Annotated in this window: 24 protein-coding genes; 14 read left to right on the plus strand and 10 right to left on the minus strand. The window is 73.9% G+C overall.

Annotated features, from left to right (window positions below; translation table 11 throughout):
• Positions 1 to 123 precede the first annotated feature (123 nt).
• The 3 genes from ACIBAI_RS05405 (at position 124) to ACIBAI_RS05415 (ending at position 3,038) form a co-directional block, all read left to right on the plus strand.
• A complete protein-coding gene (locus ACIBAI_RS05405) occupies positions 124 to 1,335 on the plus strand; it encodes a pyridoxal phosphate-dependent aminotransferase (RefSeq protein WP_399031141.1) in 1,212 nt (403 codons plus the stop codon).
• Between the two features lie 110 nt (positions 1,336 to 1,445).
• Positions 1,446 to 1,874 (plus strand): hypothetical protein, encoded by a 429-nt coding sequence (locus tag ACIBAI_RS05410; RefSeq protein WP_344605867.1) that lies wholly within the window; start codon positions 1,446 to 1,448, stop codon positions 1,872 to 1,874.
• 318 nt (positions 1,875 to 2,192) lie between these two features.
• Positions 2,193 to 3,038, plus strand: coding sequence for a serine protease (locus tag ACIBAI_RS05415; RefSeq protein WP_399031143.1), 846 nt, complete (start codon positions 2,193 to 2,195; stop codon positions 3,036 to 3,038).
• 31 nt (positions 3,039 to 3,069) lie between these two features.
• Here the strand turns inward: ACIBAI_RS05415 and ACIBAI_RS05420 are convergent, their stop codons facing one another.
• A complete protein-coding gene (locus ACIBAI_RS05420) occupies positions 3,070 to 4,680 on the minus strand; it encodes an amidohydrolase family protein (protein WP_399031145.1) in 1,611 nt (536 codons plus the stop codon).
• A 9-nt stretch (positions 4,681 to 4,689) separates the two neighbouring features.
• Positions 4,690 to 5,967, minus strand: coding sequence for an amino acid deaminase (locus ACIBAI_RS05425; protein ID WP_399031146.1), 1,278 nt, complete (start codon positions 5,965 to 5,967; stop codon positions 4,690 to 4,692).
• Positions 5,968 to 6,105: 138 nt separating this feature from the next.
• Here ACIBAI_RS05425 and ACIBAI_RS05430 point away from each other — a divergent pair, with 138 nt between their 5' ends.
• The 5 genes from ACIBAI_RS05430 (at position 6,106) to ACIBAI_RS05450 (ending at position 10,673) form a co-directional block, all read left to right on the plus strand.
• A complete protein-coding gene (locus tag ACIBAI_RS05430) occupies positions 6,106 to 7,260 on the plus strand; it encodes a PfkB family carbohydrate kinase (protein WP_399031148.1) in 1,155 nt (384 codons plus the stop codon).
• Positions 7,257 to 8,021 carry an IclR family transcriptional regulator gene (locus tag ACIBAI_RS05435; RefSeq protein WP_344605859.1) on the plus strand — a complete coding sequence of 255 codons (765 nt, stop codon included), beginning with the start codon at positions 7,257 to 7,259 and terminating at the stop codon, positions 8,019 to 8,021. Before ACIBAI_RS05430 ends, ACIBAI_RS05435 begins: the two co-directional genes overlap by 4 nt.
• The gene (locus ACIBAI_RS05440) at positions 8,018 to 8,428 is read left to right on the plus strand and encodes a RidA family protein (RefSeq protein WP_399031150.1); all 411 of its coding nucleotides are present in this window, start codon (positions 8,018 to 8,020) and stop codon (positions 8,426 to 8,428) included. Before ACIBAI_RS05435 ends, ACIBAI_RS05440 begins: the two co-directional genes overlap by 4 nt.
• Positions 8,429 to 8,535: 107 nt before the next feature.
• Positions 8,536 to 10,011: a GntP family permease gene (locus tag ACIBAI_RS05445; protein WP_399031152.1), complete on the plus strand. Its 1,476-nt coding sequence runs from the start codon at positions 8,536 to 8,538 to the stop codon at positions 10,009 to 10,011.
• Between the two features lie 65 nt (positions 10,012 to 10,076).
• Positions 10,077 to 10,673, plus strand: a complete 597-nt coding sequence (locus ACIBAI_RS05450) for a hypothetical protein (RefSeq protein ID WP_399031154.1) — start codon at positions 10,077 to 10,079, stop codon at positions 10,671 to 10,673.
• Positions 10,674 to 10,691: 18 nt separating this feature from the next.
• On the opposite strand, the gene ACIBAI_RS05455 is transcribed toward ACIBAI_RS05450, so the two are convergent.
• Positions 10,692 to 12,029: a M14 family metallopeptidase gene (locus ACIBAI_RS05455; protein ID WP_399031156.1), complete on the minus strand. Its 1,338-nt coding sequence runs from the start codon at positions 12,027 to 12,029 to the stop codon at positions 10,692 to 10,694.
• A gap of 306 nt (positions 12,030 to 12,335) precedes the next feature.
• Between ACIBAI_RS05455 and ACIBAI_RS05460 the strand changes: the two genes are divergently transcribed.
• From ACIBAI_RS05460 to ACIBAI_RS05475, 4 genes are all read left to right on the plus strand, one after another.
• Positions 12,336 to 14,708, plus strand: coding sequence for an ATP-binding protein (locus ACIBAI_RS05460; RefSeq protein ID WP_399031158.1), 2,373 nt, complete (start codon positions 12,336 to 12,338; stop codon positions 14,706 to 14,708).
• A gap of 75 nt (positions 14,709 to 14,783) precedes the next feature.
• On the plus strand, positions 14,784 to 15,695 hold the full coding sequence (locus tag ACIBAI_RS05465) for an anti-sigma factor RsbA family regulatory protein (protein ID WP_399031160.1): 912 nt from the start codon (positions 14,784 to 14,786) through the stop codon (positions 15,693 to 15,695).
• A gap of 99 nt (positions 15,696 to 15,794) precedes the next feature.
• Positions 15,795 to 16,265: an ATP-binding protein gene (locus ACIBAI_RS05470; protein WP_399031162.1), complete on the plus strand. Its 471-nt coding sequence runs from the start codon at positions 15,795 to 15,797 to the stop codon at positions 16,263 to 16,265.
• 100 nt (positions 16,266 to 16,365) lie between these two features.
• Complete coding sequence (locus ACIBAI_RS05475) at positions 16,366 to 17,688, plus strand: Nramp family divalent metal transporter (RefSeq protein ID WP_399031164.1); 1,323 nt, start codon at positions 16,366 to 16,368, stop codon at positions 17,686 to 17,688.
• A 103-nt stretch (positions 17,689 to 17,791) separates the two neighbouring features.
• On the opposite strand, the gene ACIBAI_RS05480 is transcribed toward ACIBAI_RS05475, so the two are convergent.
• From ACIBAI_RS05480 to ACIBAI_RS05510, 7 genes are all read right to left on the minus strand, one after another.
• Positions 17,792 to 19,033 carry a hypothetical protein gene (locus ACIBAI_RS05480; protein ID WP_399031166.1) on the minus strand — a complete coding sequence of 414 codons (1,242 nt, stop codon included), beginning with the start codon at positions 19,031 to 19,033 and terminating at the stop codon, positions 17,792 to 17,794.
• Positions 19,034 to 19,091: 58 nt separating this feature from the next.
• A complete protein-coding gene (locus tag ACIBAI_RS05485; RefSeq protein ID WP_399031168.1) occupies positions 19,092 to 19,601 on the minus strand; it encodes a SigE family RNA polymerase sigma factor in 510 nt (169 codons plus the stop codon).
• A gap of 155 nt (positions 19,602 to 19,756) precedes the next feature.
• On the minus strand, positions 19,757 to 21,454 hold the full coding sequence (locus ACIBAI_RS05490) for a chitinase (protein WP_399031170.1): 1,698 nt from the start codon (positions 21,452 to 21,454) through the stop codon (positions 19,757 to 19,759).
• A 76-nt stretch (positions 21,455 to 21,530) separates the two neighbouring features.
• Complete coding sequence (locus tag ACIBAI_RS05495) at positions 21,531 to 21,920, minus strand: hypothetical protein (protein WP_399031171.1); 390 nt, start codon at positions 21,918 to 21,920, stop codon at positions 21,531 to 21,533.
• Positions 21,920 to 22,099, minus strand: a complete 180-nt coding sequence (locus tag ACIBAI_RS05500; protein ID WP_399031173.1) for a hypothetical protein — start codon at positions 22,097 to 22,099, stop codon at positions 21,920 to 21,922. The genes ACIBAI_RS05495 and ACIBAI_RS05500 overlap by 1 nt, the downstream gene beginning before the upstream one ends.
• Positions 22,100 to 22,101: 2 nt before the next feature.
• On the minus strand, positions 22,102 to 22,662 hold the full coding sequence (locus tag ACIBAI_RS05505; RefSeq protein WP_399031175.1) for a hypothetical protein: 561 nt from the start codon (positions 22,660 to 22,662) through the stop codon (positions 22,102 to 22,104).
• 20 nt (positions 22,663 to 22,682) lie between these two features.
• The gene (locus tag ACIBAI_RS05510; protein ID WP_399031176.1) at positions 22,683 to 24,239 is read right to left on the minus strand and encodes a hypothetical protein; all 1,557 of its coding nucleotides are present in this window, start codon (positions 24,237 to 24,239) and stop codon (positions 22,683 to 22,685) included.
• A 337-nt stretch (positions 24,240 to 24,576) separates the two neighbouring features.
• Between ACIBAI_RS05510 and ACIBAI_RS05515 the strand changes: the two genes are divergently transcribed.
• Both ACIBAI_RS05515 and cpaB read left to right on the plus strand, forming a co-directional pair.
• Positions 24,577 to 25,419, plus strand: a complete 843-nt coding sequence (locus ACIBAI_RS05515; RefSeq protein ID WP_399031178.1) for a hypothetical protein — start codon at positions 24,577 to 24,579, stop codon at positions 25,417 to 25,419.
• 121 nt (positions 25,420 to 25,540) lie between these two features.
• Entirely contained in the window at positions 25,541 to 26,251 is a 711-nt protein-coding gene (gene cpaB / locus ACIBAI_RS05520; RefSeq protein WP_399031180.1) for a Flp pilus assembly protein CpaB, read from the plus strand.
• The last annotated feature ends 9 nt before the right edge of the window (positions 26,252 to 26,260 follow it).

Consider the following 26,260-nt stretch of genomic DNA (forward strand, 5'->3'; position numbering starts at 1 on the left):
CGGCGCATTGTAGAGACCGGCGGGGCCGGTGGGACAGCGGAGGGCGAAATCCGCACAAATCCCGCGTCTCACGTGGTGGAAAACACGACCCGAGGAGCGTTACCCGGCCGTAAGCTCCCAGGCATGCAGGTGATCCAGTCGACCAAGCTCGCCAACGTCTGTTACGAGATCCGGGGCCCGGTGCTCGAGGAGGCGATGCGGCTGGAAGCCGCCGGTCACCGCATCCTCAAGCTGAACACCGGCAACCCGGCCGCGTTCGGCTTCGAGTGCCCGCCCGAGATCCTGGAGGACATCCTCCGCAACGTCTCGACGGCGCACGGCTACGGCGACGCCAAGGGACTGCTGGCCGCGCGCCGGGCGGTCGTCATGCACAACCAGACCCTCGGCATCGAGACGGACGTCGAGCACGTCTTCATCGGCAACGGCGTCTCCGAGCTGATCGTGATGGCGATGCAGGGGCTGCTGGACGACGGCGACGAGGTCCTCGTGCCGGCGCCGGACTACCCGCTGTGGACGGCCGCCGTCTCGCTGTCCGGCGGCACCGCCGTGCACTACCGCTGCGACGAGCAGTCCGACTGGATGCCGGACCTGGCGGACGTGGAGCGCAAGGTCACCGACCGCACCAAGGCGATCGTCATCATCAACCCCAACAACCCGACGGGCGCGGTGTACGACGAGGCGGTCCTCAAGGGGCTCACCGACATCGCCCGCCGCCACAACCTGCTGGTCTGCTCCGACGAGATCTACGACAAGATCCTGTACGACGGCGTCACCCACAAGCCCACCGCGGCGGTCGCCCCGGACCTGCTGACGCTGACCTTCAACGGGATGTCGAAGGCGTACCGGGTGGCGGGGTACCGGGTCGGCTGGATGTCGGTCTCCGGGCCGCGCGCGCACGCCGACTCCTACATCGAGGGCCTGACGATCCTGGCGAACATGCGGCTGTGCGCCAACATGCCGGGACAGCACGGCGTGGTCGCGGCCCTGAGCGGGCGGCAGTCCATCGACGACCTGGTGCTGCCGGGCGGGCGGCTGCGCGAGCAGCGGGACGTCGCCCACGAGCTGCTGACCCAGATCCCCGGGGTGACCTGCGTGAAGCCGAAGGGGGCGCTGTACCTCTTCCCGCGCCTCGACCCCAAGGTCTTCAAGGTCAGGGACGACCGGCGGCTCGTGCTGGACCTGCTGCGGCAGGAGAAGATCATGGTCGTGCAGGGCACCGGGTTCAACTGGCCGGAGCCGGACCACTTCCGGGTGGTGACCCTGCCCACGGTCACCGACCTGCGGGACGCGGTGGGCCGGATCGGACGGTTCCTGGACGGCTACGGCCAGCCGTGAGAGCCGGGCCGTTCACCGTGGGTGCGTACGGTGTCCGGATTTGTGAAGCGCTCAACTTTAGACGAAATCCAAGCTAGGATGTCTTCCTGTAAGCACTCGGGAGGCCATCCATGTACGAACCGATCCGCACCAAGTCGGTCCACAGCACGATGGCCGGCGCCACCTCCGACTTCCCCCACCGGTCGCGTGAGGAAGAGCTGGACATCCAGCTCGCGGGCCATCTGGCGGCACTGCTCGCCGTCACCGACGAGCTGCGCGCGCTGGCGCCGTCCGCCGACCTGGACGCCGCGGCCGAACGGCTCGCCGGGCAGGTGGCCCGGTTGCGGGGCGGACGGACGCCGGCCCGTGCGGCGGTGACGGCCAAGGGCGGTGAACCGTGCCCGGCCGCACTGCACCGGCGGGCGCACGCGCTGGCGGGCCGCGCGCTGGTCGTGGCGGCGTCCCGCGCCGACACGGCGGCGGCGATCCTGGCCGCGGAGCGCATGGACGCGCACGCCGCCGCGCTGGCCGGGGAGCGGGAGCTGAGCGCCGCCGGCTGACCCCCTCGGGGTCCCTCGAACGGCCCCGGTCCGCGTGCACCCGCAGCGACGCGCGGACCGGGCGCCCTGTACCACCCGTACCGCTCTCCCCCGGGCCGGGCCCGCGGTGCCGTCTCCCCCCACGGCGCCGCGGGCCCGGCCCTCTGCTGTCCCGGCGCGGCGGCCGGCCGCCGCGGGGAGGGGCGGGCGCGGAATCGGCCAGGCGCCGTCCGGAAACGCCTCCTTGTCCCCTCGTACCCCCGCATTCACAATGCGCATGACAAGACAGCGGGCGGCCGGAGGACCTCCGGCCGCCCACGTCTACCGAGGGGACCCCACATGAACAAGCCTCTCCTGACCGCGCTCGCGACCCTGGTGATCACCGGGGCGGGCGCGGCGCCCGCGGCGGCGACGGACCGGGCCGCGCCCGCGGGAGGGACGGCCGCCGCCCGGGCCGTCACCTTCGCCGGCGCCGTCTCGCTCAGCAACTGTTCCGGCTCGGTGATCCGCCTGCCCGCTTCCCGGGACGACGACCCGGCGCTGGTGATGTCCAACGGGCACTGCCTGGAGACCGGCTTCCCGGCGGCCGGCGAGGTCGTCGTCGACCGGGCCTCCAGCCGCACCTTCGGCCTGCTCGACTCCGCCGGCACCCGGGTCGGCACCCTGCGCGCGAACCGGATCGCGTACGCGACGATGACCGACACCGACGTCGCCCTGTACCGGCTGACCGCCACCTACGCGCAGATCAGGAACGCGTACGGGATCGACGCGCTGACCCTGAACGACACCCGCCCGGCCGCCGGGACCGCCGTCACCGTGGTCTCCGGCTACTGGAAGCGGACCTACTCCTGCGCCGTCGACGGCTTCGCCCACCGGCTCAAGGAGGGCGAGTGGACCTGGAAGGACTCGATCCGCTACACCCCCGCCTGCGACACCGTCGGCGGCACCTCCGGCTCGCCCGTCGTCGACGACGCCACCGGCCGGGTCGTCGCCGTCAACAACACCGGCAACGAGGACGGCGAGCGCTGCACGGTGAACAACCCCTGCGAGGTCGACGCGAACGGCGCCGTGACCGTCCGCCAGGGCGTCAACTACGCCCAGCAGACCTACCGGATCCCCGCCTGCTTCGGCCTCGGCAACAAGCTCGACCTCGGCCGCAGCGGCTGCGCCCTGCCCAAGCCGTAGGTCCGGCACGGGTCCGGAGCGGGGCCGGCGGTCACCGGGGGGCCCGGCGCACCGCCCGCCCCGCCAGCACGTCCGTCCGCCGCCCGTCCTCGATGACGAACCGCCCGTCGACGAGGACGTACGGGATGCCGGCGGGGAGCCGGCGCGGCTCGGCGAAGGTGGCGCCCGCCGCGACCGTCGCCGGGTCGAACAGCACCAGGTCGGCCCGGTACCCCTCCCGCACCAGCCCCCGGTCCGGCAGCCGCAGCCGGGCCGCCGGGCGGGAGGTGAGGTGGGCGACGCACTCCTCCAGCGACAGCACCCCCAGCTCCCGCACGTACCGGCCGAGGTAGTGCGGGAAGGTGCCGTACGCGCGCGGGTGCGGCTTGGCGCCCTGGAGGATGCCGTCCGAGCCGCCGGTGTGCACGCGGTGCCGCATGATGGCCCGCACGTTCTCCTCGTGCCCGACGTGCTGGAGGATGGTCGGGCCGAGCCGGTCCGCCAGCAGCAGCCGGCGGGCGGTCGCCCAGGGGGCCTCGCCCCGCAGCCGCGCCGACTCCGCGACGCTGCGGCCCACGTGGTCGGACAGGGCCGGGTCGGTCACCCCGGAGATCTCGATCGTGTCCCACTCGACCGGCACGCCGTGGCAGCCGTCGGAGCCGGCGACCTCCAGGTCGTGCCGGATCCGCTCGGCGGTCGCCTCGTCGGCGAGCCGCCGCAGGACCTGCTCCGGACCGCCCTCGCTCGCCCAACCGGGCAGCAGGGCCGCCAGGGTGGTGCAGCCCGGGGTGTAGGGGTAGGTGTCGAGGCTGATGTCGGCGCCCGCGGCGAGCGCCTCGTCGAGCAGCGCCAGCAGCTCGGGCGCCCGGCCCCGGTTCACGCCGAAGTTCATGGTGGCGTGGGCGAGGTGGAGCGGACAGCCCGCCTCCCGGGCCAGGGCGACCATCTCCGCGTACGCCTGGAGGGCCCCGGCGCCGTAGGAGCGGTGGTGCGGGCAGTAGTAGCCGCCGTACCCGGCCACCACCCGGCACAGCTCGGTGAGTTCGGCGTCCCCGGCGTACATGCCGGGGGTGTAGGTCAGCCCGGACGACATGCCGACCGCGCCCTGCTCCATCCCCTCCGCGACCAGCCGCCGCATGCGGTCCAGCTCCCGGGGCGTGGCCTTCCGGTCCTCCCAGCCGACGGCGAGGGCGCGGACCGTGCCCTGGGGGATCAGGTAGGCCGCGTTCACCGCGATGCCCCGGTCCAGCCGGTCGAGGTACTCGCCCACCGACCGCCAGTCGAAGTCGACGTCGTCGCCGGGGCCGTTCCACCCGGCGATCGCGCGGCGCACCTCGTCGAGGGTGCGGTCGTCGACCGGCGCGTAGCTCAGGCCGTCCTGGCCGATGACCTCCAGCGTCACGCCCTGCGCGGCCTTGGCGCTGTGGTCGGGGTCCCGCAGCAGCGCCAGGTCGCTGTGGGCGTGCATGTCGATGAAGCCGGGGGACAGGGCCAGCCCCTCCGCGTCCAGCTCGCGCGTCGCCGCGGGGCGCCGGCAGCCCGCTGCCGCCGCCTCCTTGACGACGGAGACGATCCGGCCGCCGTCGACCACCACGTCGGCGCGGTACGCGGGGGCGCCGGAGCCGTCCACGACGTCGGCGTCCCGGATGACGAGGTCTGCCACGGCGGCCCCCTAGAAGAACGTGCGGATGTAGTCGACGACCGTGCCGTCCGCCTCGGCGAGGGGGATCAGCGGCCACTTGTCGAAGGACGTGCACGGGTGGGACAGCCCCAGGCCGAGCCAGTCGCCGACCCTCAGGTCCGCCTCCGGGTCCGTGCGCAGCCAGGTGTGCTGGTCGGACAGGGCGGTGACCGTGATGCCGGCGGCCGGGCGCTCGGCGCCGTCCCGGCGGACCACCCGGGCGACGGGCAGGTCGAGGTCGTGGGCCGCGTCCCGCTTGCCGGCGTTGAGGAACGCCTGGTGCGGTGACGGCCGCGACACCACCTGCGCCCACAGCCGGAACGCGGACTCCAGCGCGCCCTGCCCGGGGACGCGGTTGAACGGGGTGAGCCTGCGGTAGTGGCCGTCGTCGTGCGAGACGTACGCGCCCGAGCGCAGCAGCTTCAGCACGGGGCGGGACAGCTCCGGGATCCCGGCGAACACCTCGGCCACCGCGTCGAACCAGGCGCTGCCGCCCGCGCTGACCACGATCTCGTCCAGGCCCGCGAACCGCCCCGCCGCGTCGAAGGCGGCGGCGAGGGACACCAGCCGCCCCAGCCAGGCCCGCACCCGCTCCGGGTCGGCCTGCGGCACCTCGCCCTCGTACCCGGCGACGCCGGCCAGCCGCAGCGCGGGCGCGGCCGCCACCGCGTCGGCGACGGCCGCGCACTCGGCCTCCGTGCGCACCCCGGTCCGGGCGTCCTCCCCGGCGGCCAGCTCCACCACCACGTCCACCGGGCGCCCGGCCCCGGCCAGCGCCGCGTCCATCAGCTCCACCCCGCGCACGGAGTCGACGTAGCAGACGAAGCGGAAGCCGGGGTCGGCCGCCAGTTCGGCGGAGATCCAGCGCAGGGCCGCCGGGTCCACCAGTTCGTTGGCGAGGAAGATCCGCCGCACGCCGAAGGCGCGGGCCACGCGCACCTGGTGCGGCACCGCCAGGGTGATCCCCCAGGCACCGTGCTCGATCTGCCGGGCGAAGAGCTGCGGGGCCATGGAGGTCTTGCCGTGCGGGGCGAAGGCGAGGCCGTGGCGGGCCGCGTACGTCTCCATCAGCCGCAGGTTGTGCGCCAGGCGCTCGGCGGACAGGGCCAGCACGGGGGTGGTGAAGCCGCCGGTGAACAGGTTGCGGCGCTGGGCGGCCAGCTCGCCGACGGTCAGCCCGTCGGCGTCCGGGGGGAGGCCCTTGAAGCGGGGGCCGACGCGTTCCTCGGCGAGGCCGGCGAGCGCTTCGGCGCTGGTGGCGAGAGCCATGGAGCCTCCTGATCCAATGCGTTGCGCTATGTGCAACGTCCATTGCGTATGTCGCTCAGTGCTGTCTAACATCTCGGCCACGCGGGGTCAACGGAGCCGCCGACGACCACCGCCCGACGCCGAGGAGCTACGAGCATCGTGACCGCCACCGGACCCTGCAACGCCCCCGGCGTCGTGGACGTCGTCGCGCTCGGCGAGTCCATGGTCACGTTCCTGCCCTCCCGGCCGGGGCGGCTGGCCGACGTGCCGTCCTTCGACCGCGCGATCGGGGGCGCGGAGTCCAACGTGGCCTGCGTGCTGGCGGCGGCCGGGCACACCGCGCGGTGGATCAGCAGGGTGGGGGCCGACGGGTTCGGCGACCACCTGGTGGAGGCGATCGGGGCGTACGGCGTCGACGTGTCGCACGTGCGGCGCGATCCGGAGCGCCCCACCGGCGTCTACTTCCGCACCGCCGGGGACCGGGCGTCCGCCGCGCACGAGGTGGCGTACTACCGGGCCGGATCCGCGGCCTCGGCGATGGCGGTAGGGAACGTGGACCTGGACGCCGTCCGCTCCGCGCGGATCCTCCACCTGTCCGGCATCACGGCCGCCCTCTCCGGCGACTGCCTGGAGCTGATGCGCGAGCTCACCGCCCGCCGCCCCGGACGCCCGCTGGTCTCCTTCGACGTCAACCACCGGCCCGGGCTGTGGCGGGACGCCGACGGCCCGCGCGTGCTGCTGGAACTGGCGCGCGGCGCGGACATCGTGTTCGTCGGCGACGACGAGGCCCGCGCGGCCTGGGGCCTGCACGGCCCGCGGGCCGTGCGCGACGCGCTGCCCGAGCCCGGGACGCTGGTGGTCAAGCAGGGCCCCGCCGGCGCGCTCGCCTTCGGCGGGCGGGCCGGCGGGCCGGCGGCGGACACCGACGGCGCCGTCACCCGCGTTCCCGCCCCGCGCGTCGAGGTCATCGCCGCCGTCGGCGCCGGGGACGCCTTCGCCGCCGGGTTCCTCTCCGCCACCCTGCGCGGGCTGCCCGTGCGCGACCGGCTGCGGTACGGGCACCTGGCGGCCGCCGCCGCGCTCACCGTCCCCGGCGACCTCGTCCCGCCGCCCGCCCGCCCGCCGGCCACCGTCCCGCCCGGGGCCGACCCGGAAACCGGGCGCCCGGCGCCGTCCCCGGCGCGCCGCCCCTCCTGGATCGACCACGCCGGCCGCCTGGCCGCCCTCGACGACCGGGCGTGGGGGAGACTTCGACTCGGCCCCGGGTGGACCGACGCCGTGGACCGGGCCGAGGAGGAGGTACGCACGCCATGAGCCAGACCGTCGACCGCGCGCTCAGCATCCTGCCGCTGCTCGCCGAGGGGCCCGCCGACCTCGGCCAGGTCGCCGACCGCCTCGGCGTGCACAAGTCCACCGCCCTGCGCCTGCTGCGCACCCTGCACGAGCACGGCTTCGTCTACCGCCAGTCCGACCAGCGCTACCGCCTCGGCGCCCGCCTGATCGCCCTCGCCCAGGAGGCGATGGAGAACCTCGACGTCCGCGAGATCGCCCACCCCCACCTGGTCCGCCTCAACGAGAGGTGCGGGCACACCGTGCACCTCGCCGTCCACGAGGAGGACGAGGTGCTCTACATCGACAAGGTGGAGAGCCGCTACCCGGTGCGGATGTACTCCCGGATCGGCAAGCCCGTCGCCATCACCGTCGCGGCCGTGGCGAAGCTGCTCCTGGCCGACCTGCCCGAGCCCGAGCGGCGGGCGGTGGCCGAGAAGCTCGACTACCCCCTGTACACGCCCCGTTCGACACCGAACGCCGAAGCCTTCCTGGCGGAACTGGCCAAGGTGCGCGAACAGGGCTGGGCCACCGACCTCGGCGGCCACGAGGAGTCCATCAACTGCGTCGCCGCGCCCATCCGCGGCGCCGACGGCCGGGTCGTCGCCGCGATGTCGGTCTCCGCGCCGAACGTCGTCGTCACCGCCGACGAACTCCTCACCCTGCTCCCCCTGGTGCGCCGCACGGCGGACGCCATCAGCGGCGAGTACTCCGGCAGGACCCCAGCCAAGGAAGCCAGTTCATGACCGAGAAGACCGCACTCACCCCGAAGACCCACACCACCCCGCCCGCCCGCTTCTCGCACGGCGTGCGGAAGGGCAACATCCTCCAGGTCGCCGGCCAGGTCGGCTTCCTGCCGGCCGAGCCGGGCAAGCCGCCCACGCCCGCCGGGCCGACCCTGCGCGAACAGACCCTGCAGACCCTCGCCAACGTCGAGGCCGTCCTCCGGGAGGGCGGCGCCGGCTGGGACGACGTGATGATGATCCGGGTCTACCTCACGGACACGGACCACTTCGCCGAGATGAACGAGATCTACGACGCCTACTTCGAGGAGCAGGGCCTCACCCAGCCGCCCGCCGCCCGCACGACGGTCTACGTCGGCCTCCCCGCCGGGCTCCTCGTCGAGATCGACGCGCTCGCCGTCCTGGGCTGACACCCCCTCACCTCCCGCACGCCGCAGTCCGGCACGGCGCACCCGGTGCGCCGTGCCGCGATCCCCCCTGCCCGAAAGCTGTATGCGTTCACGTAGAGGACCCCCGAATGCCCCATCCGCTCGCCGCCGCCACGCCCGAAGCGCCACCCCACACCGGAGGCCTGCTCCTCCTCGTCGACGGCACCGCGGGCCTGCTGCTGGTCGCCGCCCTCGGCATCGCGCTGCTGCTCTTCCTGATCATCAAGGTCCGGCTCCAGCCGTTCGTCGCCCTGCTCGCGGTCTCCATAGCCGTCGGCCTGCTCGCCGGGCTCTCCGTCACCGAGCTCTTCGGCACCGTCCAGCGTTCGGACGCCGTCTCCACCATCGAGTCCGGCATGGGCGGCATCCTCGGCCATGTCGCCGTCATCATCGGCCTGGGCACCATGCTCGGCGCGATCCTCGAAGTCAGCGGCGGCGCCGAGGTCCTGGCGTCGCGGCTGCTGAACCTGTTCGGCGAGAAGCGCGCGCCGTGGGCCATGGGCCTCACCGGCCTGATCTTCGGCATCCCGGTCTTCTTCGACGTCGGCATCTTCGTCCTCGCGCCGCTCGTGTACGCGGCGGCCAAGCGGTCCGGCAGGTCGATCCTGCTGTACTGCCTGCCCCTGCTGGCCGGCCTGTCCATGACCCACGCCTTCCTGCCGCCGCACCCCGGCCCGGTGGCCGCCGCCGGCCTGCTGCGCGTGGACCTCGGCTGGGTGATCCTCATGGGCGTCGTCTGCGGCGTCCCCGCGGTGCTCGCCGCGTGGGCGTTCTCGGCGTGGATCGGGCGGCGCGTCTTCGTCCCCGTCCCGCAGGACATGGCCGAGGCGGCCGACGAGGCGAGGAACGCCGTACTCGCCGAGCAGCGCGCGGCCGGGGTGGAGCCCCGTGAGCAGCCGGTCGCCCTCGGCACCGTCCTCGGCATCATCGGCACGCCGCTGGTCCTGATCCTCGCCGCCACCTTCTCCTCGATCGCCCTGGACCCGTCCACCCTCCGCTCGGTGATCGAGTTCCTCGGCCACCCGTTCGTGGCCCTGACCCTGGCCCTGCTCCTGGCGTACTACCTCCTCGGCGTCCGCCGCGGCTGGTCCCGCACGTCCCTGGAGACGGTGTCGACCTCCTCCCTCAAGCCGGTCGGCAACATCCTGCTGGTGGTCGGCGCGGGCGGGGTCTTCGGCGCCGTCCTCAAGGCCAGCGGAGTGGCCCAGGCCCTGTCGGACACCTTCGCCGACGTGGGCCTGCCGGTGATCGTGCTGTCGTACCTGCTGTCGCTGGTGCTGCGGGTGGCCCAGGGCTCGGCGACGGTGGCGATCGTCACGACCGCGGGCATCGTGGCCCCGCTGGTGTCGGAGGGGGACCACTCCCAGGCCTTCGTCGCGCTGGTCATCATGGCCGTCTCGGCGGGGTCGATCTTCGCCTCGCACGTCAACGACGGCGGCTTCTGGATCGTGGCGAAGTACTTCGGCATCAGCGAGCGGGACACGCTCAGGACCTGGACGGTGCTGGAATCGGTGCTGTCCGTCGCGGGGTTCGCGGTGGCGGCCGTGCTGAGCGTGTTCGTGTAGGCGTCTGATAACGAAGTCGGGACCGGCTGTGCCCGGCACAGGTTTGTCGACCATACTGCTCGGCTGTGGAGCAGCGCATAGGTTCGAGCAGCCAGCCCCTGGAGACCGTGCCCCTGAAGGGCGCCGGGTTCGACCCGGCCTTCGTCCCCGGGCTCACCCCGCCCGCGTCCGGCGAGGCGCGGGACGCGGAGCCGGAGCGGACGGCGGAGGCCGAGGACGCCGTCGGGCCGGAGGAGACCGAGGCGGCCGGGGAGTCCGAGCAGGCGGAGGACGCCGGGGAGGTGAAGGACGCCGGGGAGGCGGAGGACGCCGAGGAGGCCGTACCCGACGGCCCCGTCTTCGAGGCGTCCGACCGCCGCGCGCGGATCGTCGCCGACCACCGCGGCATCCGGCTCGCCCTGGACGACCAGGAGTGCGAGTTCCGCTGGGACGAGATCGGAGCGGTGGAGACGGAGACCGCCCGCTTCGGCAAGCGGTTCACGGTCACCGTGCACACTCCTGACCGGCGCTGGTACCCGATCGAGATCGAGGCGCCGGCCAGGAGCCGCTTCAAGGAGTGGGACGCCCGGCTGGACGCGGTCCTGGACGCCTACTTCGAGGACGGCGGTGACGCCGAGGACGCGGCGGAGGCGGCGGAGGCGTCCGGCGAGGACCGGGGGTAGTCCCCGGCCGACCCGGACCTAACCGCAGTACTGGGCCTGCTTGCCGATGGACCGGTACATGCAGTCCGCGTTCTCCAGCAGTTGCAGCACCGCGTCCCGGTTGCGCGACGTCTCCCGCTCGATGACCTCGTCGGGCGGGTAGAACCCGCCGCCCGCGCTGGAGGACGGGTACATCTCGAAGGTGTACGCGAAGATCCTGTGGGTGCCCCAGAGGTAGTCGTCGATCGACCCGTCGGTGATGTACAGGTCGCTGGACTGCTGGGCCGTGTAGCCGTTGCTCGCGCCCATCCTCCGCCCCACCGTCGCGAAGGCGTTGCGGTCGTCGGCGGTCATCCCGGTCGTGGTGTCGGAGTAGGTGTGCCCGAACGGCCACAGCACCAGTTCGCTGTAGGTGTGGAAGTCGATGCTCGCCTTGATCTGCTGCACCCCGCCGACGACCCGGCTGCGCACGAAGTCGGCGACCACCTTCACCTCGGGCGCGGACTCGGGCGCCGGACCCCGGTAGGTGTCGGAGGACGGCGACCCGGAGGAGCCGCCGCAGCAGCCCCAGCGGTAGCTCCAGTTGCGGTTCAGGTCCGTCCCCACGGCCGTGGAGCCGGAGTTGGGCTGGCGGTTCTTGCGCCAGGAGCGGTAGGAGCCGGTCGCGATGTCGTACTCGCCGCCGTCCGGGTTGAGGTCGGGGACGATCCAGATCTCCCGGTTGTCCACCATGTCGGTGACGCGGGAGTCGGAGCCGTAGCCGGCGCCCAGCTCGCGCAGCAGGTACAGGGCCATCTCCACGGTCAGGTGCTCGCGCGCGTGCTGGTGGTGGGTGAACAGCACCTCCGGCTCGGACTCGTCGGCCGTCACGTTGTCGCTGATCTTGATGGCGACGATGTTCCGGCCCTGGTACGACTTTCCGATGACCCGCTTGCTCATGATGGTCGGGTGGGCGGCGATCCGCTGGTCGATCTCGGCGTTCATCTCGGCGTAGTTGTGGTAGCGCGAGTCGGCCGAGGGGAAGTCGTACAGCCGTACATCGTCCGCGCCGCCGGACCGGTCCGGGACCGCGCCCAACGGCGTGACGTCGTAACCCAGTTGGCGCAGTTTCCGGATCTGGCCGGTGCGGCCGGAGACGACGACGGTGCGGTCGCCGGCCTCGTCCACCGTCACGCCGGCCTGCTGCAGCGCGGTGCGGGACCGGGCGTCGGAGGGCGTGCGGACCTCGTACTGCCGGATGTCGTCGGCGGCCGGCGCCGCCTCGGCGGCGCTGTCGGCGGTGGCCTGCGTCGCCGTCGCGGACAGGGGCGCCGCGAGCGCGAGGGCGAGGAGGGCGGCCAGGGCGGCGGAGCGTCTGCCGCGGATGCGAAGTCGCATGAAATCTCCTGGTGGGAGGTGGGGTCGTTCCGTGCGACGTGCGAAGGTGCGTGGTGCGGTGCCGCTCATCGTCCGCTTTTGTCATGCGCAGGTCAATAGGGGGTGGAGGGGCGGCGTCCGGATTCCGTCGCCCGCAGGCCGCGCAGTCTACGGGGGCCGAAGGCCCGCGGCGCGATCCTGGACGAAGTGCACTCGGGGGTGTGACCTCGCGTGTGCATATATGTAGGGATCGGGGAATAGTGGGGTCCGCATGAGAGGGGCCGGAGTGTCCGGTTCCTCGGACACACCCCAGAGGACTGGCTGATCATGGGCGGATCAGCGCCACGACGGGACCATCACCTGCCGGTCGAGACGACCAGCTTCGTCGACCGGCGCGGCGAACTCACCCAAGGCCGCGAGTTGTTGGCCCGGGCGCGTCTGGTGACCCTGACCGGGCCGGGCGGCGTCGGCAAGACCCGGCTCGCCGCGCGCATCGCGGCCCGCGTCGCCCGCGCCTTCCCGGACGGCGTGCGCTTCGTGCACCTGTCCGGGCTGCGCGACGCGGCGCTCGTCCCGCTCACCGCCGCCGAGTCGCTCGGCCTGTGCGACCACTCCGCGCAACCGCCGCTGGACGTGCTGGTCGAGCACGTACGGGACCGCCGGCTGCTGCTCGTCGTCGACAACTGCGAGCACCTGCTGGGGGCGTGCGCCGACCTGGCCGCGGCGCTGCTGCGCGGCACCCCCGGCGTGCGGATCCTCGCCACCAGCCGCCACCGCCTCGGCCTGACCGAGGAGCACCTCATGGAGGTGCGGCCGCTGGCGGTGCCCGACCCGGACGGCGACCTCTCCGCCGCCGAGGGCTACCCGGCGCTCACCCTCTTCGCCGACCGGGCCGCCGCCGTCGTCCCCGGCTTCCGCCTCACCCCGGACAACCGGGCCGCCGTCGCCCGCCTGTGCCGGCGCCTCGACGGACTGCCCCTCGCCATCGAACTGGCCGCCGTCCGCATGCGCGTCCTCGGCGTCGAGCAGCTCCTCGAACGCCTCGACGACCGCTACCGCCTGCTGTCCGCCGGCAGCCCCGCCGTCCTGCCCCGCCACCAGACCCTGCGCGCCGCCGTCGACTGGAGCCACGACCTGTGCACCGAGCGGGAGCAACTGGTGTGGGCCCGGCTGTCGGTGCTGGCCGGCGCCTTCGACCTGGAGACGGCCGAGGCGGTGGGCGCGGACGAGGCGGAGGCGGGCGAGGGGGGGCCCGGAACCGGGAAGCGCGCCGCGCACGTCCCGCGCCACGACGTCCTGGAGGCCGTCGCCGGGCTCGTCGACAAGTCCGTGCTCTGCCGGGAACCGGGGCCCGGCGGCGCGCGGTACCGGCTGCTCGACACGTTACGGCACTACGGCCTGGACCGGCTGCGGCGGCTGCCGGGCGAGGAGGACGCCGCCCGGACACGGCTGCGGAACTGGGTGCTGAGCCGGGCCGCGGACTGCGAGCGCGGCTGGTTCGGGCCCGGGCAGCGGGAGATCGTCGCACGGCTGCGCGCCGACCACGACAACCTGCGGGCCGTCCTCGACCACAGCCTCGACACCCCCGGCCAGGCCCGCGCCGCCCTCCGGCTCGCGGGCACCCTGTGGTTCTACTGGCACGCCTGCGGCCTGCCCCGCGAGGGCCGCTACTGGCTCGACCGCGCCCTCGACGCCGATCCCGAGCCGACCCGGGAGCGGGCCCGCGGCCTGTGGACGGCCGGCCTGCTCGCCGCCGTCACCCGGGACTTCGCCCGGGGCCGCCGCCTCGCCGAGGACGCCCGCGCGCTGGCCCGCGCCCTCGGCGACCCGGCCGAGGAGGCCCACTCCGAGTACGTCATCGGCGTCCTGACGCTCTTCGGCGACGACCTGCCGGGCGCGCTGGCCCACTTCGAGGCCTGTGTGGCCCGCGGTCCCGTCCCCGGCCAGCACCTCGGCGTCTTCGGCCTCGACCGGGTCGAACTCGCCTGCGCGCTCGGCCTCCTCGGCCAGGCCGACCGGGCCATCGCCGTGGGGGAGGAGACCCTGCGGCTGTGCGAGGAGCACGGCGAGGAATGGGTGCGCTCCTACGTCCTGCGGATGCTCGCCCTCGCCCAGACCGTGCGCCGGGACTGGGCGCGGGCCGAGCGGTACGCCCGTGAGGCGCTGCGCCTCAAACTCGCCCTCCACGACGTCACCGGCAGCGCGCTCACCCTCGACCTGCTGGCGGTGATCGCCACCGAGCGCGGCGCCCACGAGCGCGCCGCCGTCCTGCTGGGCGGCGCCGACCGGGTCTGGGCCGGCATCGACCGCGACCGCTGGGGCTCGGCGGCCCTGACCTCCGTGCGCCGGGACAGCGAGGAGCGGGTCTGCGCGGCCGTCGGACGCCGCGACTTCGAGCGGGCGTACGGGCGGGGCGCCGGCCTGGGCCTCACGGAGATCGTCGGCTACGCGCTCCAGGAACCGCCCCGCGAGGAGCCGCCCGCCGAGGCCGGGCCGCCCGGCGGCCCCACGGGCGTGCGCCTGACCCGCCGCGAGACCGAGGTCGCCCAGCTCGTCGCCGAAGGACTCGCCAACCAGCAGATCGCCGACCGCCTGGTCATCGCCCGGCGCACCGCCGAAGGCCACGTGGAGCGCATCCTCAGCAAGCTCGGCTTCAGCAACCGCAGCCAGATCGCCGCCTGGGTGACGGCCCAACGCTGAACGCCCCACCAGGACGCCACCCCCCACCAGGACGCCACCCCCCACTGGAGCACCATCCACCACCAGGGGAGACACATGGACACCCGACCCGCACCGGCTCCCGGTGCCTTCGACCACCGCATCGCCGTCTTCGACAGCGACGACGGCTTCCTGGCCGCCGCCCTGCCCTTCCTCGCCGAGGGTCTCGCCGCACCGGACGAGCCCTCGCCGGTGGCCATCGCCGCCCCCCGCAAGCTGGACCTGCTGCGCGACGCCCTCGGCGGCGACGCGGGACGCGTCCGCTGCGTCCCGCACACCGACTGGTACACCGGCTCCGCCGCCAACGCCGTGGCCCAGGGCGCCGGCTACCTCGCCGCGCACGCCGGCCCCGGCGGCCGGATCCGCCTCCTCATGGAACCGGTCTGGGGCGGCCGCGCCGGACGCTCCGTGCGCGAGAGCGCCGAGTGGATCCGCTACGAGGCCCTCACCAACCTCCTCTTCGCCCCCTTCCCGACGACCGCCCTGTGCGCGTACGACGTCCGCGTCGCCGGCCCCGCCGTCGTCGCGGCGGCCCGCCGCGCCCACCCGGACACCGACGTGTACGAGGACCCGGTCCGGCTGGCGGCCGAGCTGGACGCCGTACCGCTGCCGGCGCCCCCGGCCGACGCGCACCGCCTCGCCCCGCCGGACGCCGACGCGGTGCAGGCCTGGGCGGTCGCCCGCGGCCTGCCCGTGGCGGAGGCCGAGCTGTTCGCCACGGCCGTCGCCGAGACCGCGGCGTTCCTCGGCCCGCTCACCGGCGCCGCCCTGCTGTGGGGCGAGCCGCCGGCCTGCGTCTGCGAGCTGCGCGCCGCCCGCCGCGTCGACGACCCGCTGGCCGGCTTCGTCCCGCCGCCCGCCACCGCCCCGCAGCCCGGCCAGGGGCTGTGGTACGCGCGGCAGGTGTGCGCGTACGTCGACGTCCGCGACGACGCCGCCGGGGCCGCCGTGCGCCTGCAGTACGCGTAGCGGCGCGGGTACGGCCACCGCCGGGCGCGCGGAAAGCAGGTAGGGGAACGGGTAGTCCTCCCCCTGCGCCGGACCGGTCCGCGCGGTCACCCTGGGGACATGCTGCGACTCTCCGGGGACCCCGAGGACCGGTACGGTGCGTTCCCCCAGCCGCCGCTGGGCGCGGGCCATCTGAGCATCGAGTACGACCCCCGCCCCTGCGCCGTCCGTGAGGCCCGTGCGGAGGTCCGCCGGCAACTGGAGGCGTGGGGGCTCGCGGAGCGGGACGACGTGGTGGAGGTGGCCGAGCTGCTCGTCAGCGAGCTGGCCACCAACGCCCTGCTGCACTCCGCGACCCGCTTCCGGCTCACCCTGTTCGCCGCGCACGGCGTCCTGCGCTGCGAGGTCACCGACGCGGACCGCCGGGTGCCGCAGGTGATCGACGCGGGCGGCGCGGAGAACGGCCGCGGCATGCTCCTGGTGCAGGCGCTCGCCCGGCGCTGGGGCTGTCACCGGGACGGGCAGGGCAAGACCGTGTGGTTCGAGCTCGGCACGTGCGGGTCGGACGGCTGCGGCCGGCGCCGGCCGTAGGACCGCGCGCGGGCGCAGGGCCCGCCCGTTGGGCACGGCGGGTGAAGATCCGCGCACGCCCCCTTGTCCCCACCGGCGGCTTTGGGCTTACGTGGCCTGCATGGCGGACACCACGGGAAACACACACAGCACTGCCACGGCACCGGTCCCCGAACCGGCCCCCCGCAAGCCGAGCTGGAAGTACATCGGCCCCGGCATCGTCGTCGCCGCGACCGGCGTGGGCGCCGGCGACCTGGTCGCCACGCTCATCGCGGGCAGCAACTTCGGCTACACGCTCCTGTGGGCCGCGGTCGTCGGCTGCCTGGTGAAGATCGCCCTCGCCGAGGCGGCCGGCCGCTGGCACCTGTCCACCGGCCGCACCCTGTTCGACGGCTGGGCGAGCCTCGGCCGCTGGACGACGTACTTCTTCGTGGTCTACGCCGTGATCTGGGGCTTCGTCTACGGCGCGGCGGCGATGTCGTCCAGCGCGCTGCCGCTGCACGCGCTGTTCCCGGACGTGATGGACCTCAAGTGGTGGGGCGTGGCCTGCGGCGTGGTCGGCCTGGCCTTCGTCTGGTTCAACAAGTACGCGGTCTTCGAGAAGGTCATGACGGTCCTGGTGGGCGTCATGTTCGTGGTGACGGTGTACCTGGCGGTCCGGGTCACCCCGAACCTCGGGGACGCCCTGGCCGGCCTGGTGCCGGTCCTGCCCGACGAGAAGGACTCGGTGCTCAACACCCTCGGCCTGATCGGCGGCGTCGGCGGCACCATCACGCTCGCCGCCTACGGCTACTGGGTCAACGCCAAGGGCTGGACCCACACCGGCTGGATGAAGGTCATGCGCCTGGACAACCGCGTCGCGTACGCCACCACGGGCGTGTTCGTGGTGGCCATGCTCTTCGTCGGCGCCGAGCTCCTGCACTCCGCGAACGTCGCCATCGCGAGCGGCGACAAGGGCCTGATCCAGCTCGGCGACATCCTGGCGCAGGAGTACGGCACGGCCACGGCGAAGTTCTTCCTCATCGGCTTCTTCGCCACCTCCTTCACCTCCCTGATCGGCGTCTGGCACGGCGTGAGCCTGATGTTCGCCGACTTCGTGGCGCGCTACCGGGGGCGCGGCGCGCTGAAGGGCGAGGAGGTCGCCGCGGGGGCCCGGGAACGCTCCTGGCCCTTCCGCGCCTACCTGCTCTGGCTGACCTTCCCGCCCATCGTCCTGCTCTTCCAGGGCCAGCCCTTCCGGCTGGTCGTCCTCTACGGCGTCCTGGGCGCGGCCTTCATGCCGTTCCTGGCGCTGACCCTGATCTGGCTGCTCAACTCCTCCCGCACCCCGGCCCCGTGGCGCAACGGCCCGCTGAGCAACGCCACGCTCGCCGCCGCCGGGCTGCTCTTCCTGGTCCTGTGCGTGAAGCAGGTCTGGGACCAGCCGTGGTCGGAGTTCTTCTAGCGCCCGGCTCCTCCCGTGCCCGGCAGGCCCGCCGGGGGCCCGCACCGGACGGCGCCCCCGGCGGGCGGACGCCGCCCGCCGGGGCCCTGGCGCGGGGCGGTGCTCAGGCCACCTCCAGCCACTTCGGGCTGAGCGCGATCCGCCGCAGCTCCGCCATGGTCAGCGCGGGGGTGTCGCGCGTGGCGTCCGCCTGCTGGGATCCGGCGTTGAAGGCGCTGACGACGACCCGCAGGCCGTTGTGCCGGGCGTCGGTGCGCAGCGTGTCGACGGTCCACATGACGAGGTCCGCGCGGTCGCCGGGCCCCTGCCGGGTGGCCACCAGGGTGCCGTCGGGGAGCGTCTCGGCGGAGCCGTACAGGTCGCCGGCCGCGTCGGACATGCCCGGCTGCACGTTGATCTGCACGAAGCTCTCGCCCCGGCCGTCGTCGACGACGGCATAGGCGTACCCGCCGTCCTGACCTCCCCGCGCGACCACCTCCACGTCCTCGGGCAGCAGCCCGGCGAGCGTCTCGCCGACGGCCCGGCCCGGCACCTGCTGCGGAGTGCCCGGCGTCGCCGTCGGCCGCGGCCTCTTCGGGATCGAGTCCACCACCTCGCGCCACACCTTCGCCGTGGCGACCCGCTTCAGCCGCGCCGGGGACAACGGGGGCTCCTCCCGGGTGGTCGCGGCGTCCTTCTGCGCCGGGGCGTTCCACTCGCTCACGGAGACGTGCTGCCCCTCGGGGGTGACCAGTTCCGCGTTCCACCACTTGGTGTCCACGCGCCGGTCCGGATACTCGTAGCCCTGGAACAGCATGAGCACCGAGCCGTCGGGCAGCCGGCTGGTGGTGCAGCTGTCGTGCGGGACGAGCGCCCGGTCCGGGCAGCGCGTCGTCTCCCGGGCCCGCTCGCTGCCCGGCTCGATCCGGTCCAGGCTCACGGAGATCGCCGCCGCGCCCTTCCCGTCGTCGTACACGAGGCGCACGGACGGGCCCGGCTGTGCGCCGGAGCCGCGCGCCGACTCCTCGCCGAACCCGCCCTTCGGCAGCAGCCCCTTGAGCGTGCGGACGAGGTCCGCACCGGAGAACTCCGCGGGCGCCGGGGCCGCGGTCGGTGCCGCGGCGGCGGACGGGCGCTGGGGGCCGGAGGCCTCGCTCCCGGGCAGGACCAGCGCCCCGCCCACCCCCGCCAGGGCGACCCCGGCCGCCCCGCCCGCCACGGCGGCCCGCCGCAGCAGGGCCCGGCGCCCCCGGGCCCGGCCGGCGGCGGCGAGCGCGGCCCGGTCGGTCTCGAAGGAGTCGCCGGCGGAGCGCAGGGCTGTGGCGAGCCGCTCCTCGAAGGGATGGCTGTGCTGTTCGTCGGGCATGGCGACCACCGCTTTCCGTGAGGTGAGAGAACTGGGCGGCCCGGAACGGCGGGCGCCGTCAGGGGCGGGCGTACTCGGCGAGGTCCTCGCCCAGCAGCTCCCGCAGCCGGGCCAGGGCGCGGACGCACCGCGTCCGCACCGCCGCCGAACTGGAGTTCATCGCGGCGGCGGTCTCCTCCACCGAGCGGTCCTCCCAGTAGCGCAGGACGACCACGGCCCGGTCCTTGGCGGGCAGCAGGGACAGCGCCTGCAGCAGGGTGAGCCGCAGCGAGGCGTCGCCGTCGGCGGCGCCGGGCACGTCGGGGAGGACGTCCGTGGCGCGCTCGGCGCTGCTGCGGCGCCGGGTGTGGGCGAGGAACGCGCGGGTGAGGACGGTCTGCGCGTACCCGGCGGGGTTGCCGACCCGGGACACCCGCGCCCAGCGGACGTACAGCCGCCCGAGGGTCTCCTGCACGAGATCCTCCGCGAGATGCGTGTCCCCGGCGGTGAGCAGGCACGCGGAACGGTACAGGTGCCCCGCGCGTGCCGCCGCGAACTCCGCGTACCCGTCTCCCCGGCTGTGTCTCATCCGGTCGCTCCCCCTGCCGCCTACGGCGTACGCGTCATCCACACCTCTTTGATGCGGTGGGCCCCGGGAAATGTTTCACGGCTCCCGCACGGCGACGCCGAGGAGCCCCCGGCCCGCGAGACGCGGGGCGGGGGCTCCTCGGCCGGGCGGGCCGGTCACGGCAGCGCGTGCACGTGCGGGCCCACCGCGCCGGACCAGGCGTTGCCCGCCGTCGCGTCCCAGTTCGTCGACCAGGTCATCGCGCCGCGCAGGTCGGGGTAGGTCCTCGCCGGCTTGAAGGAGCCGCAGCCGGTGCCCCGGGTGAGGCAGTCGAGGGCGTTGTTCACCACCGCCGGGGACACGTACCCGCCGCCCGCCGCCCGCGTCGACGCCGGCAGGCCGAGGCCGACCTGGGACGGGGCGAGGCCGCCCTCCAGCTGGATGCAGGCCAGCGCGGTCAGGAAGTCCACCGAGCCCTGGCTGTAGACCTTGCCGTCGCAGCCCAGCATCGAACCGCTGTTGTAGTACTGCATGTTGACGACCGTGAGGATGTCCTTCACGTTCAGCGCCGTCCGGAAGTAGGAGTTCGACGTCGACTGCATGTCGATGGTCTGCGGCGCCATCGTGAGGATCATCGACGGGCCCGCCTTCGCCGACAGCGCCCGCAGCGCCTGCGTCATGTAGGTGGCGTCGAGGCCGTTCTCCAGGTCGATGTCGACGCCGTCGAAGCCGTACGTCCGCATCAGGGAGTGGACGCTGTCGGCGAAGTTCGCCGCGGAGGCGGCGTCGTTCACCGCCACGGTGCCCTTCTCGCCGCCGACCGAGATGATCACTTTCTTCCCGGCGGCCTGCTTGGCCCGGATGTCCGCCTTGAACTGGTCGACGGTGTAGCCGCCGAGGCCCGCGGAGTCCAGGGTGAAGGAGACCGCGCCCGGTGTGGCGGTCGCGTCCGCGAAGGCCACCGCGATGATGTCGTACTGGGCCGGCACGTCCGACAGCCGCTGCACCGCGGCCCCGTTGTCGAAGTTCTGCCAGTAGCCCGTCAGCACGTGCTTCGGCAGCGTGCCCGGGCCGTCCCCGGTGGCCGCCGTCCGCGAGGTCACGGCCGCCGACCGCACCGACTCGCCCGCCGCGTTCACCGCCGTGACCTGGAAGGAGTACGACGTCGCGGCCGCCAGCCCGGTCACCGTCGCCGACGTGCCCGTGACCGCGGTCGCCTTCGCGCCGTCCCGGTAGACGGTGTAGCCGGTCGCTCCCGGAACCGGGTTCCAGGCCAGGGAGACGGACGAGGACGTGGTGCCGGTGACCGCCACGCCGCCCGGCGCGGCCGGCACCGCCGGCGCCGGGTCACCGCCCCCGCCGCCGTCCGGGCCGAACACCGACACGTCGTCGACGTAGTAGGCCGCCTGGCCGTACCAGCCGTGGGTGTGGACCGTCACCGAGGTCGTGGCCGGGCCGGTGGTGAAGGTGGTGGTGAGCTGTTTCCAGGAGGCGGAGTCGGGCGTCCAGGCGGACACGTCGGTGGTGCCCGTGCCGGTCACGCCGAGGTAGGCGTATCCGCCCCGCACCCAGGCGCTCAGCGAGTACGTCGAGCCGGGCCGCACCGCGACCGTCTGCGCGCACCGGGCGTTGTCCTGCCCGGCCGGGGTCGCCTTCAGCGCGGCCGAGCCGCCGTGCACGGGCGAGGACACGGTCGCGGCGCTGCCGGCGGAGCAGGTCCAGCCGCTCAGACCGGACTCGAAGCCGCCGTTCCTGACGTTGTCGACGTCCGCGGCCGACGCCTGGCCGGCGCCCGCCAGGCTCAGGGCCAGTGCCGCGGCGACGGCGCCGGACCACAGCCGGGCCCGTCCGGTCCGTCTGCGTACGAGGTCCACAGGGGCCTCCGGTGGGGGAGAGGGATGGGGACGGTGGCCACCGCACGTACAAGTTGGTCCAGACCAATCCGGGCTGTCAAGAGGTCCAGACCGACTTGTCCAGCAGCATCCCCGCCGCGCACCCCGCCGGCAGCACCGCCAGGGACATCCAGAAGGCCGGCCCCGCGATCCCCGCCGGGTCCCGGCGCAGGGCCAGCGCCAGCAGCTGCGCCGCCGCCGGCACCGCGCACGCCGCCGCCGCGTGCCGCACCGGCGCCGCCCGCGACGGCTCCGGGTGCACCCGCGCCGCCGCCCAGGTGGCGAGGGCGACGCAGAACAGGTTCGGCAGGTGCACCAGGGCCAGGGCGGCACCGAGGGAGCCCACCCCGTCCGGGCCCACGAACGGGCCGTTCACCAGCGTCATCTGCGCGACCTCGGTGACCACCAGCACGACGATGCCCACGGCCCAGGACCGGACGAGCGCCATCAGCCGCCTCCCGTGATCCCGGCGTACAGCAGCGCCGCGGAGCCCGGCGCCGCCAGGCCGCAGCCCGCGGTCAGCGCCGGCGCCACCGTCGCCAGGCGGCGCGCGTACTTCACCGCCACCGCGCCGAACAGGGCGACGAGCGGGGTGAGGACGACGTGACCGGTGCCGGGCACCCCCATGGCTAGTGCACCTGCACCGAGTCGACGATCCTCTCCAGGTCGGCGTCCGGCAGTTCGCCCCGGGCCGCGTCGACGCGGATCGCGAAGGTCGTGCCGGCCGAGTCCAGGCCGGTCAGGATCACTCCCTCGACCGGTGTGCCCCTGGGCGGGCCGGCGTCCTCGCCGGTCGCGGTGAAGGCGAAGTCGATCCGCCTGGCCTCGTCCGCGCCGGCCAGCTCCACGTCCTTCTGGCCGCGCACGTCGGCGCCCAGCTGGATGCCCGCCTCGGCGGCGATGGCGGCCTGCTCCGCGGAGTCGGCCCGGGTGAAGTCCAGCTGCACGGTGATGACGGACACCCGCCGGCCGTCCTCCATGCGCACCGCGGCGGCGGCGTTGTGCGGGCCGCGCCCGGCGGCGCCCTGCTCCTCGAACCCTTGTGGGTAGGACACCGACACGCCCTTCGTCTCCAGCGTCCCCCAGCCGTCGGGCACGGCGGCGGAGCCGGGGTCCGGGTCCGCGCAGCCGGCGAGCACGAGGGCGGCGGTCAGCGCGGTGGCGGCCAGGTACGGACGGCGGGTCTTCATCGGCGGGGGCTCCAGTCTCGTCAGTTCGCACAGTAGCTGTAGGGAAGGTAGGAACGGCTGTCCCCGCGGGGCGCACCCAGGAACCGCGCGTCGGTCAGCGTCTCCGACCTCTCCTCCGTGCTGATCGTCATGCCCAGACTGAGGCCCAGATTCAGCTCGAACCCGTACTCGGCCGCGTTCAGCCCGCCCGTGTACGTCATCCGGCTGGACCTGCCCTTGTCGAACATCAGCCGCCCGAAGGGGTCGTCGGCGCCGGGCCGCCGGGTCGGGGCGTGGTCGCCGAACATGTACCGGAACGGCGTGCCGGCCCGCGCGTCGGCGCCGTCCAGCCACCGCTCGGCGACCGCCCGGTCCGCGTCGCCCGCGGGCCCCGGGTCGAAGGCGAGGGTGTGGGTGACGACCTCGATGCCGGTGGCGCCGTCGGTGCCCTTCGCCCCGGCGCTGCCGCCCCGCTTGTCGCCGCCGCTCCCGCCGTTGTCGCCGCCCGCCTTGGCGCCGTCCTTCCGGCCGCCCTCCTCGACGGTGCGGGTCATGTCGATCCGGACCAGCTTGCCGGTCCTCTTGTCGTAGGTGACCGTGAGGGTGCCGGTCCGCGTGGTGTTCGCCGCGTACTCGCCGCTGAGCGCGCCCGCCTCGTAGCCCGCCTTGCCGCCGTACTCGACGGACGAGGAGTACGTGTAGGACTTGGTGTCCTTGTAGGCGTTGTCCGTCCAGGTGATCTCCGGGGCGTACCTGAAGGTGCCGCCGAGCTGGACGCCGAGCTTCTGCTCGTCGGCCGGGGAGATCTTCAGGCCCGCGGCGGCCGACGCCTCCAGGCCCACCTTGCCGTAGGTGATCCTCCGGTCGCCGCCCAGGTGCTCCTCGATCCGGTTCCGGGTCTCCTCCTCGTCCTTGAGCGGACCGGTCCCGAACAGGTAGAGGATGCTGTCGCCGATACCGGCCTGCGCGCCGCCGGGCATCGTGCGCCGCGCCTCGTACATCTGGAGCTTCTCGACGTCCTCCCGGAACCGCCGGGCCTCCTGCGGGCTCTCGAAGACCCAGGTGTCGCCGTTGGTGACCTTGATGCCGAGACCGAGTTCGACCTTGTCGGCGCCGAACCTGCCCACCTTCATGCCGGGTTTGAAGTCCTTCTTCGCGGCGACGGACGCGGCGTCGGTGAAGGTGAGGTGGACCAGCTCGTCCCGGTCGTCGACCGTGCCGTCGCGGTTGACGTCCGTGTTCGCCCTCAGGCGCTGCTCCTGGAAGCCGTACTCCCTGCCGATCTCCCAGAAGAAGACCTTCGCCCGGGACCCCGCCTTGTCGGTGACGGAGGAGACCTGGCACAGGGCGGGCTCGAAGCCGGCGTCGGTGAGCGGCCTGCCCCGGTCGGCGCCGCCCGCACCGCAGTCGCCGCCGGCGATCCTGCAGACCTGGGCGGCGATCCGGTCGTGGACCAGCCGGCCGACGCCGGTGGCCGAGACGCCGAGCACGACGGCGGCGCCGACCACGATCACGCCGAGGTACTCGGCGGCGGTCGCGCCCCGGTCGTCGTACCCGTACGTCCGTCCGCGCGGCCGTATGCCTCCCCCGCGAGCCATGCCGCACCCCTCCTTGCCCAGCAGCACCTCTGTTCGGACGGCGAGGCTAGGTCCGTGACGGCCGGCGGCGCCTGGGCCCGGGGGCCCAAACCCCGGGCCCAAGATCCGGTGGGCCCGCCCGGACCCGGGCCGGGTGCGGGCACGGGGCCCTCGGGATGCCAACCTGACCCGGTTTGGAGTGTCTTGTGCGAGGACAGTTGCTCATCGGCTGCACAAACGCTGTTCTCCGGCCACAGAGGCGTGGATACAGTGCTGAGGTAGTCACGCAGTGAAGTCACCGAGGTGTGCCGGAACCGTGCCGGCGGACCGACGGGCATGGGGAAACGGGGAGCTGCGCGTGCCAACTGCCATTGCCGTGACCAGTGCCGACATGGCGCTGCCACCGCAGGACGAACGGACCCTGCCCGCCACCGTGCTGCAGGACCTGGACCGGCGCCCGCTGGAACAGGCGCTGACCGAGATGCAGGCGCTCCTCGACCGGCACGGTCATGTGATCGTGGTGTGCTCGCGGGCCGCCCCCGCGGGCGTGGAGCGCCGGCTGCACACCATCCGCTCCCTCCTGGAGAGCGACCGGATCGCGCTGTTCCGCCCGGACCTGCCCCCGCTCGGACTGGCCGCGCTGGCCCGCCAGCTGCGGCAGCTCGCCTCCTGCGACCTCAGCCCCGGCGTGCTCGCCTCGGCCGGCCGGCTGCTCACCCATTACATCCACGCCGGGGCGCTGCTCGGCTCCGTCGCCCGGCTCGACCGCGTCCCCGTGGGCCTGAAGGCGCACGCCAGGTCCTGGGTGCCGGGCAGTCAGTTCGGCGTCCTCGCCCATCCCGAGCCGCAGCTGGTGCGGATCGGCCCCGGAGCCACCCTGTCCGGGCCGGAGTTCGGCACCTGGATGCTGGTCGCCAAGGGCCAGCTCCAGTCCGACTGGGTCACCGCCACCCTGGCCCCGTCCTGGAACGTCCTCGGGCTGCGCGAGTGCCCGCCGCCCGCCGAGTCCGCCGACTGGTGGGGCACCGGCCGGCTGATCGAGTTCTGCACCTACCTGCCCGACCTGTCGGTCCTGTACCAGCTGGTGACGTCCGTACGGCGGAGCACCTGCCACTGGTGCGGCATCGACCTCATCGGGGACCGGTGCGTGTTCTGCTCCGCCACTCCGCCCGTCCACGAGAACCGAACGCCCGTCGGGTGAGTCCTGAACCACAGGGCGCACGACGGGACCGGCGTCCCCGGGACGCGCTCCCGGCCCGCCCGGACCACCGCTCGCACCCGTATTCCGCTCGACCGATATCCCCCATGAGGTTGTACGGTTCATGAACTCCCGTCAGCGCCGCGGCGTGATTCTCCTGCTCGTGTCGGTCGTCTGCGCCCTCGGCGCGTTCGCCGGCGTGCTGTCCGTCATCAGCGACGTGAAGTCCAAGGTCGGCCCCGAGGTCACCGCGTACCGGCTCAAGGACGACGTGGCGCCCTACACCACCCTCAGCACCGGCCAGTTCGAGAAGATCTCGATGCCCGAGCGGTGGCTGTCGAGGAACGCGGTCACCGATCTCTCCCAGATCCAGGGCAAGATCGCGGTGACCACCCTGCGCGAGGGCTCCCTGCTGCAGAGCGACATGATCGTCGACCGGCCCGCCCTGCAGCCCGGGCAGCAGGAGGTCGCCATCATGATCGATGCGGCGACCGGTGTCGCCGGCAAGATCACGCCGGGCTCCACCGTCAACGTGTACGCCACCTTCGAGGGAGAGCGTGAGGGTGACCCCGCTCAATCCAAGATCATCGTAACAAACGCCAGAGTCCTCGACGTGGGCGAGCTGACCGCGCTCAAGCCCGGCGAGAGCGACCGGAACCGGCAGCAGCCCACCGACGCCGTCCCCATCACCTTCGCGCTGTCCACCATCGACGCCCAGCGCATCACCTACGCCGAGTCGTTCGCCCAGCGGGTCCGGCTCGCGCTGGTGGCGCCCGGCAGCGACACCACCGTCCCGGACTCGCAGCGGACGTACGAGCTCGCGAAGGACAAGTGAGAGGCCCGC

The organism is Streptomyces sp. NPDC051041, assembly GCF_044456065.1.
Taxonomy (GTDB): Bacteria; Actinomycetota; Actinomycetes; order Streptomycetales; family Streptomycetaceae; genus Streptomyces; species Streptomyces glaucus.

Coding starts and splice junctions, on each gene's coding strand:
- ACIBAI_RS05405 (WP_399031141.1), top strand. CDS start 124: ATGCAGGTGATCCAGTCGACCAAGCTCGCCAACGTCTGTTACGAGATC.
- ACIBAI_RS05410 (WP_344605867.1), top strand. CDS start 1,446: ATGTACGAACCGATCCGCACCAAGTCGGTCCACAGCACGATGGCCGGC.
- ACIBAI_RS05415 (WP_399031143.1), top strand. CDS start 2,193: ATGAACAAGCCTCTCCTGACCGCGCTCGCGACCCTGGTGATCACCGGG.
- ACIBAI_RS05425 (WP_399031146.1), bottom strand. CDS start 5,967: ATGGCTCTCGCCACCAGCGCCGAAGCGCTCGCCGGCCTCGCCGAGGAA.
- ACIBAI_RS05435 (WP_344605859.1), top strand. CDS start 7,257: ATGAGCCAGACCGTCGACCGCGCGCTCAGCATCCTGCCGCTGCTCGCC.
- ACIBAI_RS05440 (WP_399031150.1), top strand. CDS start 8,018: ATGACCGAGAAGACCGCACTCACCCCGAAGACCCACACCACCCCGCCC.
- ACIBAI_RS05445 (WP_399031152.1), top strand. CDS start 8,536: ATGCCCCATCCGCTCGCCGCCGCCACGCCCGAAGCGCCACCCCACACC.
- ACIBAI_RS05455 (WP_399031156.1), bottom strand. CDS start 12,029: ATGCGACTTCGCATCCGCGGCAGACGCTCCGCCGCCCTGGCCGCCCTC.
- ACIBAI_RS05460 (WP_399031158.1), top strand. CDS start 12,336: ATGGGCGGATCAGCGCCACGACGGGACCATCACCTGCCGGTCGAGACG.
- ACIBAI_RS05465 (WP_399031160.1), top strand. CDS start 14,784: ATGGACACCCGACCCGCACCGGCTCCCGGTGCCTTCGACCACCGCATC.
- ACIBAI_RS05470 (WP_399031162.1), top strand. CDS start 15,795: ATGCTGCGACTCTCCGGGGACCCCGAGGACCGGTACGGTGCGTTCCCC.
- ACIBAI_RS05475 (WP_399031164.1), top strand. CDS start 16,366: ATGGCGGACACCACGGGAAACACACACAGCACTGCCACGGCACCGGTC.
- ACIBAI_RS05480 (WP_399031166.1), bottom strand. CDS start 19,033: ATGCCCGACGAACAGCACAGCCATCCCTTCGAGGAGCGGCTCGCCACA.
- ACIBAI_RS05485 (WP_399031168.1), bottom strand. CDS start 19,601: ATGAGACACAGCCGGGGAGACGGGTACGCGGAGTTCGCGGCGGCACGC.
- ACIBAI_RS05495 (WP_399031171.1), bottom strand. CDS start 21,920: ATGGCGCTCGTCCGGTCCTGGGCCGTGGGCATCGTCGTGCTGGTGGTC.
- ACIBAI_RS05500 (WP_399031173.1), bottom strand. CDS start 22,099: ATGGGGGTGCCCGGCACCGGTCACGTCGTCCTCACCCCGCTCGTCGCC.
- ACIBAI_RS05505 (WP_399031175.1), bottom strand. CDS start 22,662: ATGAAGACCCGCCGTCCGTACCTGGCCGCCACCGCGCTGACCGCCGCC.
- ACIBAI_RS05510 (WP_399031176.1), bottom strand. CDS start 24,239: ATGGCTCGCGGGGGAGGCATACGGCCGCGCGGACGGACGTACGGGTAC.
- cpaB (WP_399031180.1), top strand. CDS start 25,541: ATGAACTCCCGTCAGCGCCGCGGCGTGATTCTCCTGCTCGTGTCGGTC.